This is a genomic window from Microbacterium sp. P2_F9 (genome assembly GCF_056403635.1).
This window is the reverse complement of sequence record NZ_JBFUFC010000165.1, coordinates 1-8,678: the sequence shown is the minus strand read 5'-3', so window position 1 is coordinate 8,678 and position 8,678 is coordinate 1. Positions and strand designations below refer to the sequence as shown.

Here is an 8,678-nt window from a genome sequence, read left to right as displayed (position 1 = left end):
GATCTATAGTCCGGCCCAGTTGACGAAGCTCGCCATGATCGAGATTGCCGTCGAGAAGGACGCAGTTAAGGAAGCCACAGATCTTGTAGTCGCCGAGGCTTCCAGCGTCGCGGAGTCGGAAGACTTCTCCCTGGATCGGGTAGCAAAGTCGAGATCGTTCGCCGAGATCGTGATCGAGCTAGCGGTCGGCGACGAACCGGACGACCCGAATCCGGAGCCGACCGCGATCTAGTCGCGGCAGGGAATGACACTGCACCGCGTTCGGTTGTCGTGAGGGTCGTGCGGCAAATCTGCTCTGCACCCGAGGTGCTACATAACGAGGAAAATCCCTGATCATGGTCGATAAAATCCAAATTTCAGTCTGGTCGGATATCGCGTGCCCGTGGTGTTTCATAGGCAAGCGCAATCTCGAGAAGGGGCTGGCCGAGGCATCCGCCGATGACGACGCGCCGCTCGTCGAGGTGACCTACCACTCCTACGAGCTGTCTCCCGACACTCCCGTCGACTTCGAGGGCGACGAATCCGCCTACCTCGCGAACCACAAGGGCATCTCTCCTGCCCAGGCCTCGCAGATGCTCGAACGCGTGACCGGCGTCGCGGCGGAGGCGGGCCTCGAGTACCGTTTCGATCTGCTGAAGCACACGAACACGGTCAAGGCGCACGAGCTGCTGCACTTCGCGAAGCAGAACGGACGGCAGCTCGAACTCGTCGAGCGCTTGATGTCGGCGTACTTCACCGAAGGGCGCCACCTCGGCCGTGAGGACGAACTGGTCGCTCTGGCGACGGATGTCGGACTCGACGCCGACGCCGCGCGTGAGGCGCTGCGCAGCGGGCGCTTCCTCGCCGACGTGCACGCCGATCAGGCGCAGGCGCGGGCCTACGGAATCAACGGCGTGCCGTTCTTCGTGATCGACGGACAGTACGGCGTCTCCGGCGCGCAGCCGCCCGAGGCGTTCACGCAGATCACCCGCCAGGTGTGGGCGGAGCACCGCGAAAACGCGGAGTCCGCGGCCTGATCGCCGGGTTTCGCGCTCCTTCGGGGGCGCGAATCGGCGTCAGCGGGCGAGGTGCGACTCGATCAGCGAGACGATCGCCTCGTCGTCGGGCTTGATCTGCGGCGAGAACCGGTGCACGTCGCCGTCGGGCGTCAGCACGAACTTCTCGAAGTTCCACGTGATCGGTCCCGTCACACCCTCCGGATTCGGGGCCGAAGTCAGTGCCGCGTACAGCGGGGCGGCGTCGTCGCCGTTCACCTCGATCTTGTCCTGGATCGGGAAGCTCACACCCCACGTGGTCGTGCAGTACTCGACGACCTCGTCGATCGAGCCCGGCTCCTGGCCGCCGAACTGGTTGCAGGGGAACCCGAGCACGGTGAACCCGCGATCGTCGTACGCCCGCTGCAGCGCCTCCAGCTGCGCGTACTGCGGGGTGAGTCCGCACTTCGACGCCACATTCACGACGAGCAGCACCCCATCGCCGAAATCGCCCAGGGTTCGGGTCTGCCCATCGGCGGTGTGGAACGGGATGTCGCGCAGCGCGATCTTCGTGGACTCAGTCGTCATCTGTCCAGGCTAAGGCCGCATTCAGGTGCCGGTCGCCTTGGATCTGGGAGAATGGTGAAGTGACCCCTACCCTCGCCCCGTCCCGCGCTCTGCGCATCGGACCGATCGAGCTCGACGCACCCGTCGTGCTCGCGCCGATGGCGGGGATCACGAACACCGCGTTCCGCCGCCTGTGCCGCGAATACGGCGCCGGGCTGTACGTGAGCGAGATGATCACGTCCCGTGCTCTCGTGGAGCGCAACGCGACGACGATGCGCCTGATCACCCATCACGAGTCCGAGACGCCTCGGTCGATCCAGCTCTACGGCGTCGACCCGACGACGGTCGCAGAGGCCGTGCGGATCCTGGTGGCCGAAGACCGAGCCGATCACATCGATCTGAACTTCGGATGCCCCGTCCCGAAGGTGACCCGCAAGGGCGGGGGAGCGGCACTTCCCTGGAAGCGCGAGCTCTTCCGCGACATCGTCACGGGCGCCGTCCGCGCCGCGGGAGACGTGCCGCTGACCATCAAGATGCGCAAGGGCATCGACGCCGACCACCTGACCTACCTCGAAGCCGGCCGCATCGCCGAAGACGCCGGCGTCGCCGCCGTCGCCCTGCACGCCCGCACCGCGGCGGAGTTCTACTCCGGGCAGGCGGACTGGTCGGCGATCGCGAAGCTCAAAGGGGCCGTGACGTCTGTTCCCGTGCTGGGCAACGGCGACATCTGGTCCGCCGAAGACGCCGTGCGCATGATGGCCGAGACCGGCTGCGACGGCGTCGTCGTCGGGCGCGGCTGCCTCGGCCGGCCGTGGCTGTTCGGTGATCTCGCCCGCGCCCTCGGCGGCCCCCGGTCGTTGAGCGAGCGAAGCGAGACGAAACGCGCCGACGCCGCCGTGGACGCGACCCTGGGCTTCGTCGCCGCGGCATTCCGCCGTCACGCGGAGCTGCTCGTCGAATTCCTCGAAGACGAAGCCCGCGGCTGCCGCGACATCCGCAAGCACGTCGCCTGGTACTTCAAGGGCTACCCGGTCGGCGGGGAGACGCGAGCCCAGCTCGCGACGGCCTCGAGCCTCGCCGAGATCGATGAGCTGCTGGCCACGATGGAGTGGGATGCCCCGTATCCCGGCGCTGCCGCCGAGGGCCAGCGCGGTCGCGCCGGCACGCCCAAGCGTCCGGCTCTGCCCGATGGGTGGCTGGATTCGCGCGAACTCGGGGCTGAGGCATCCTGCGCGCTCGCCGAAGCGGAACTCGACCACAGTGGCGGCTGACGGCGCTGTGGTGCCCGACGGATCGGGCGCGGTGGGGGTCGCAGCGGAGCGGCCGGAGGGGTACGACGAGACGGATGCCGAGCGCTTCCATCCCGAGCGCCACCGGTCGCTGCGCGATGACTTCGCGCGGGATCGCGCCCGGGTCCTCCATTCCGCCGCACTGCGGCGGCTCGCGGCCAAGACCCAGGTGCTGAGCCCGGCGAGCCCCGCGGACTTCGCCCGCAACCGCCTCACCCACTCCCTCGAAGTGGCCCAGGTCGGCCGGGAGCTGGCGACCGCGCTGCGGCTCGCCCCCGACGTCGTCGACACCGCGTGCCTCAGCCACGATCTCGGGCACCCCCCGTTCGGGCACAACGGCGAGCGCGCGCTGAACGACTGGGCAGAGGACTTCGGCGGCTTCGAGGGCAACGCCCAGACGCTCCGGATCCTCACMCGCCTCGAGCCCAAGGTCGTCGATGACTCGGGTGCGAGCTTCGGGCTCAACCTCACCAGGGCCAGCCTCGACGCCGCCTGCAAGTACCCCTGGACCTTCGAGCACCCCCTCCCCGATGCCGGCGGCCGGCTCAAGTTCGGCGTGTACCCCGACGACGAGGCGGTGTTCCGCTGGCTGCGCGCGGGCGCGCCGGGGCGCGTCCGGTGCATCGAGGCGGAGGTCATGGACCTCTCCGACGACATCGCATACTCCGTCCACGACTTCGAGGACGCAGTGGTCAACGGCTATCTCGACCCGACCCGGCTGGCGGATGTGGCCGAGCACGACGCTCTGCTCACCGCGATCCAGGCGTGGGTCGGGTTCGACTTCGCCCGCGACGAGCTCGCCGACGCGCTGTACCGGCTCATGCGCCTCCCGGAATGGATCGCGTCGTTCAACGGGACGCGCGCCGATCACGCCCGCCTGAAGAACCTCACCTCCGACCTCATCGGGCGCTTCGCCCGCGCGGCGACCTCGGCCACCCGTGAGGCGTATGGTCTCTCCACCCTCACCCGGTACCGCGCGCACGTCATCGTGCCGAGGGTGGTCGAGGCCGAGATGGCGGTGCTCAAGGGCATCATCGGCGCGGTCGTGGTGTCGATCGAGGGCCGCAAGGCGCTCTATAAGGAGCAGCGCCGAGTGCTGCGGCGCCTCGCCTCGGCACTCTGGGAGAAGCCGGACGCGCTCGATGCGCTGTACGCCGAGGACTTCGCTGTGGCGACGACGGATGCCGCGCGCCGCCGTGTCGTCGTCGATCAGGTCGCGAGCCTGACCGACCAGCTGGCGATCGCGTGGCATGGCCGCCTCGTCGGCGAGATCGACGCGGCCTCGATCGGCGTGTGGGCACCCGGGGCGTCGCGTCCCGGCCACTTCGCGGCATCCGCGATCGCAATCCCGGTGAGGCACTGATGGCCGGGCGCATCCGGCAGGCCGACGTCGACGAGGTGAAGGCCCGCACGAACATCGCCGACATCATCGGCGAGCGGGTCGCCCTCAAATCCGCCGGGGTCGGCGCGATGAAGGGCCTGTGTCCCTTCCACGACGAGCGCAGTCCGAGCTTCAACGTGCGCGCGCAGGCAGGCTTTTACCACTGCTTCGGCTGCGGCGAGTCCGGCGATGTGTACTCCTTCCTCCGGGCGATGGACCACGTGTCCTTCACCGAGGCTGTGGAGCGGCTGGCCGGGCGGATCGGCTACACGCTGCACTACGAGGACGGCGGGGCCGCTCCCGAGAACACCGGTCGCACGCGGCTGTACGCCGCCAACGCGGCAGCGGCGGAGTTCTTCCGGTCGCAGCTGCCGACGGCAGAGGCCGACATCGCCCGCCGCTTCCTCGGGGAGCGCGGGTTCGACGCGGGCGCTGCCGCGCATTTCGGAGTCGGCTTCGCACCCAAGGGCTGGTCGGCGATGCTCGACGCACTCACCGTGCAGGGCTTCACCCGGGACGAGCTCATCACCAGCGGGCTCGTCTCGCAGGGCCAGCGCGGCGTCTACGACCGCTTCCGCGGTCGCGTGGTCTGGCCGATCCGCGATGTCACCGGCCAGGTGATCGGCTTCGGCGCCCGCCGCCTGTTCGATGACGACAACGGGCCGAAGTACCTCAACACCCCCGAGACGCCGCTCTACAAGAAGGCGGGGGTGCTCTACGGGCTCGACCTCGCCAAGCGCGAGATCTCCCGAAGCCATCGGGTGGTCGTGGTCGAGGGGTACACCGACGTGATGGCCTGCCACCTGGCCGGCGTCACGACCGCCATCGCCACCTGCGGCACCGCCTTCGGCTCAGATCACATCACTGCGCTCCGCCGCGTCATGGGCGACGACTCGACGGCCGGCGAAGTGGTCTTCACCTTCGATCCGGATGCCGCGGGCCAGAAGGCCGCGATCCGCGCGTTCGCCGATGCCAAGCGGTTCAACGCCCAGACCTACGTGGCGGTCGGACCCGACGGGCTCGACCCCTGCGATCTCAGGCTGCGCCGCGGCGACGGGGCGGTCCGCACCATCGTGGACGAGAAGGTGCCGATGGTGGAGTTCGTGCTCGACCAGCGCATCACGGGCTTCGACCTCGCGTCCGTGGAGGGCCGCGTCGGCGCGCTGCGGTCCGCCGCTCCGGTCGTCGCCGAGCTGCGCGACCCGCTCCTGCAGCCGGAGTACGTGCGGGTGCTTGCGCGGCGACTCGGCATGGATACGGAGGATGTCCGGCGCGAGGTCGAACGCGCCGGTCGCGGCGCGCGGCACGCTCCCGAGGCCGCCGTCGAACCTGTCGGCGACGAGTCCGACGGCGCGCCGATCGTCCGCGTGACCATGCGATCGCTGCCTCGGACGGCCGAGGTCGCACTCGAGCGCGACGCGCTGATGGGCTTCTTGCAGTTCGGGCATCGCCTCGACCCCGAGCTGCGCCGGCAGGCGGTCGACCTGCCGTTCCGGCATCCGGCCCTCGACGCTGTCCGAAGCGCCGTCGCGGCCGCCCCCGACATGGATCGGCCCGGATGGGCGGCGGACGCCGTGGGGACCGTGCGCGAGCCGTTCCGCTCGCTGGCTGCCGAACTGCTCACCTCGGACTTCCCGGCCCGCGACGACGATCACGCCGTCGCCTCGGCCTCCGATCTCGCCCGTCGCCTCATCGCCCGGATGGTCGATCAGGAGAAGAGCGAACTGCTCGGCGCGATCCAGCGCGTTCCTCCGAACTCCGACGAAGGACGACGCATCCGGATCCGCCTGCGCGAGCTCGACGCCCAGCGGCAGCGACTCGTCCTCGACAGCTGATCGCCGCGAGTCGCTGGCGTCAGGAAGGCGCGCACGGCAGGATGAGGGCATGTCCCGCCGTCGCGATGCCGATGTCGCCATCCGCGCCGTCGACCTCAGTGTCGCGCGCACCACCCGCGCCGCGAAGGATGTGCGCGTGGTCGACGGCGTGAGCTTCACGCTTCCGCATGCCGGGGCCCTCGCGATCATGGGGCCGACCGGCGCAGGCAAGTCGAGTCTCGCCACGATCCTCTCCGGTGTCGACGCTCCTGGTTTGGCAGTCGTCGGCGGTGACGCCTATGTGCTCGGCATCCCCGTCCGCCGGCCGGGCCGGGCGCAGCGGGAGCTCACCTACCTGACCGGCTACCTCGCCCAGTCCGCCGGCGCGACCCTGCCCGCCCGGATCACGGTGGGCGATGTGATCGGCGCGCCGATCACCTCACGCGACCACCGGGTCAATCGGCAGGCGCTTGCCGTGCGAGTGGCGACGCTGCTGGACGAACTCATGCTCCCGCTCGGAGCGGTCGCCAAGTATCCCTACGAACTGAGTGCCGGGATGCGTCAGCGCGTCGCCATGGCACGGGCCCTGGTGCTGCAGCCACGCCTGCTGATCGCCGACGAGCCATTCGCGAATCTCGACCCCGAAGTGCGAATCGCGACGCGCGATGCCATCCTGCGTCGTCGGGATCGTGGGATGTCGGTGGTCGCGGTGACGAATGATCCCGAGGTCGTCCGCGACCTGGCGGCCGACGTGCTGGTCCTGCGGGCCGGGCACCCGATCGCCTACGGCGGCGCAACGCACGATCTGCTGTGGACACCGAGCGCCGAGGCAGACCGTCGGCTCATCGCGTCGTGAAGTGCCCTCGGGATTTGCTAAGATAGTCGGGTTGCCTTCGCGAAGCGGGGGCGCATTCCTCCATAGCTCAATTGGCAGAGCAATCGGCTGTTAACCGATAGGTTCTTGGTTCGAGTCCAAGTGGGGGAGCGAGAAATCCGCGTCATCTGCGCGGCTCTCAAATGAAGGCTCGGGCTTCCACCCCGGGCCTTCGCCTTTTCCTGCGGCTTTTCCGTCAGGCAGCGGCGGTCACGCCTCGATGTCGTCGACGCCGGGAGTCCAGGCCTGTCCCGGCCGCCCCCAGCCGCGCTTGCGCGCGATCTTCTGCACCGTCTTCCAATCGCCGTCGCTCAGCCGGTCGACGTACAGGATGCCGTCCAGATGATCGAATTCGTGCTGCATGATGCGCGCACGCCAGCCGTCCACCTCAATCCGCACGGCTTCGCCGTCGAGGTCCGTGCCGGTGACCYGCACCGCCTCGGACCGACGCAGCGGGAACCGCTCGCCGGGGAACGACAGGCAGCCCTCCGACTCGTCGTCCGGGTCGGGGTCGCCGGGCTCGAGCGGGCGCATCCACAGTTCTGGGTTGATCAGCACCCCGCGCCATGGCCGGCCTTCGTCGTCCTGATACGAGTAGGTGTAGATGCGCAATGCCACCCCGACCTGCGGGGCGGCGAGCCCCACGCCGGGCGCGGCATCCATCGTCTCGAACATGTCGGCGACGAGGGTGCGCACCTCCTCGGTGATGTCCCCGACCGGCACCGCCGGAGCGTGCAGGACGGGGTCTCCCATGATGCGAATCGGCAGAACGGCCACGCCTTGAGCCTACCGAGGGCTCACTGCGATTAGTGTCAAAGGGTGATCTGGGCGGCCGGGGTGACCCTCAACGACATGACCGATGGCCTCATCGGCTTCTTCAAGGACCCGGCGATTCTCTTCGGCATTCCGCTCGCGCTGCTCGGCGCGGTGTTCATGTCGTTCGGTGCGCAGTATCAGCACCGGGGAGTCGCCAAGGTCGCACGACTCAGCGGTGCGTCGGGGGCGACCGGCCTGAGCCTCAGCCAGCTCGGCAGCCTGTTCCGGCGGCCATCGTGGGTGTCCGGCACAGTCATGCTCGGCCTGGCTATCGGCTGTCAGTTGGCCGCTCTCGCCTTCGCCCCGCTGATCATCGTCCAGCCGATCGGCGCCGTCTCGCTGGTGATCACCACCCTGCTCAACTCGCGGGTCACCGGCGTCAAGCCGACGAAGCAGTCGATCCGGGCGATCATCGCCTGTGTCGGCGGCATCTTCATCTTCGTGACGATCGCGGCCTTCTTCGCCGTTGAGAACCCGGTCACCGTCCGCGAGCTCGTCATCATCCTGTCCCTGCTGGGTGTGGTGCTCGTCGTGCTCGCCGGACTCTGGCTGTGGCTGCGCAAACGCGGCCAGGCGCTGTTCTACATCGTCGCGTCGGGCGTCATCTATGGTTTCGTGGCCACCCTCGCGAAGGTGGTCATCGAGCGGGTCAAGGACGGCGCGTTCGAGTGGCTCACGCTGCTCTGCCTGATCGCCCTGATCGCCGCCGTCGCGATCGGCGCTTACTTCGTGCAGACGGCCTATGCGGTCGGCCCGCCGGATCTCGTGATCGCCGGCCTCACCGTCATCGACCCGATCGTCGCGGTCGCCATCGGACTCACCGTGCTGCAGGAGGCGGCCACGGCGCCGCCGTGGGCCTTCGTCGGCTTCGCCGTCGCCGGGCTGATCGCGATCTACGGCGTCGTCACTCTGGCGAAACACCATCCGATTCTCGAGATCGAGCGGGCCGAGGACGCCGCTGAG

The 8,678-nt window shown here is 69.0% G+C and carries 9 protein-coding genes and 1 tRNA gene; 8 read left to right on the top strand and 2 right to left on the bottom strand.

Features of this window, described 5'->3' with window-relative positions; all coding sequences use genetic code 11:
* Both AC1DVT_RS15190 and AC1DVT_RS15185 read left to right on the top strand, forming a co-directional pair.
* A partial coding sequence (locus tag AC1DVT_RS15190) for a hypothetical protein (RefSeq protein WP_477389852.1) occupies positions 1-232 on the top strand: 232 nt, incomplete at its 5' end.
* 103 nt (positions 233-335) lie between these two features.
* Positions 336-1,016: a DsbA family oxidoreductase gene (locus AC1DVT_RS15185; RefSeq protein WP_477389851.1), complete on the top strand. Its 681-nt coding sequence runs from the start codon at positions 336-338 to the stop codon at positions 1,014-1,016.
* 39 nt (positions 1,017-1,055) lie between these two features.
* Here AC1DVT_RS15185 and AC1DVT_RS15180 read toward each other — a convergent pair whose 3' ends face one another.
* Positions 1,056-1,562, bottom strand: a complete 507-nt coding sequence (locus tag AC1DVT_RS15180; protein WP_477389850.1) for a glutathione peroxidase — start codon at positions 1,560-1,562, stop codon at positions 1,056-1,058.
* Positions 1,563-1,621: 59 nt separating this feature from the next.
* Here AC1DVT_RS15180 and dusB point away from each other — a divergent pair, with 59 nt between their 5' ends.
* The 5 genes from dusB (at position 1,622) to AC1DVT_RS15155 (ending at position 7,010) form a co-directional block, all read left to right on the top strand.
* Positions 1,622-2,812 (top strand): tRNA dihydrouridine synthase DusB, encoded by a 1,191-nt coding sequence (gene dusB, locus AC1DVT_RS15175; RefSeq protein ID WP_477389849.1) that lies wholly within the window; start codon positions 1,622-1,624, stop codon positions 2,810-2,812.
* A gap of 7 nt (positions 2,813-2,819) precedes the next feature.
* Positions 2,820-4,193 carry a deoxyguanosinetriphosphate triphosphohydrolase gene (locus tag AC1DVT_RS15170; protein WP_477389854.1) on the top strand — a complete coding sequence of 458 codons (1,374 nt, stop codon included), beginning with the start codon at positions 2,820-2,822 and terminating at the stop codon, positions 4,191-4,193.
* The gene (dnaG, locus tag AC1DVT_RS15165) at positions 4,193-6,046 is read left to right on the top strand and encodes a DNA primase (protein ID WP_457098581.1); all 1,854 of its coding nucleotides are present in this window, start codon (positions 4,193-4,195) and stop codon (positions 6,044-6,046) included. The genes AC1DVT_RS15170 and dnaG overlap by 1 nt, the downstream gene beginning before the upstream one ends.
* Positions 6,047-6,095: 49 nt before the next feature.
* The gene (locus AC1DVT_RS15160) at positions 6,096-6,881 is read left to right on the top strand and encodes an ATP-binding cassette domain-containing protein (protein WP_457098582.1); all 786 of its coding nucleotides are present in this window, start codon (positions 6,096-6,098) and stop codon (positions 6,879-6,881) included.
* A gap of 56 nt (positions 6,882-6,937) precedes the next feature.
* Positions 6,938-7,010 (top strand) — tRNA-Asn (locus AC1DVT_RS15155).
* A gap of 99 nt (positions 7,011-7,109) precedes the next feature.
* Here AC1DVT_RS15155 and def read toward each other — a convergent pair.
* A complete protein-coding gene (def, locus tag AC1DVT_RS15150; protein ID WP_477389848.1) occupies positions 7,110-7,676 on the bottom strand; it encodes a peptide deformylase in 567 nt (188 codons plus the stop codon).
* A 75-nt stretch (positions 7,677-7,751) separates the two neighbouring features.
* On the opposite strand from def, the gene AC1DVT_RS15145 reads away from it, so the two are divergent.
* Positions 7,752-8,678: DMT family transporter (locus AC1DVT_RS15145; RefSeq protein WP_477389853.1), on the top strand; the 927-nt coding region annotated here is incomplete at its 3' end.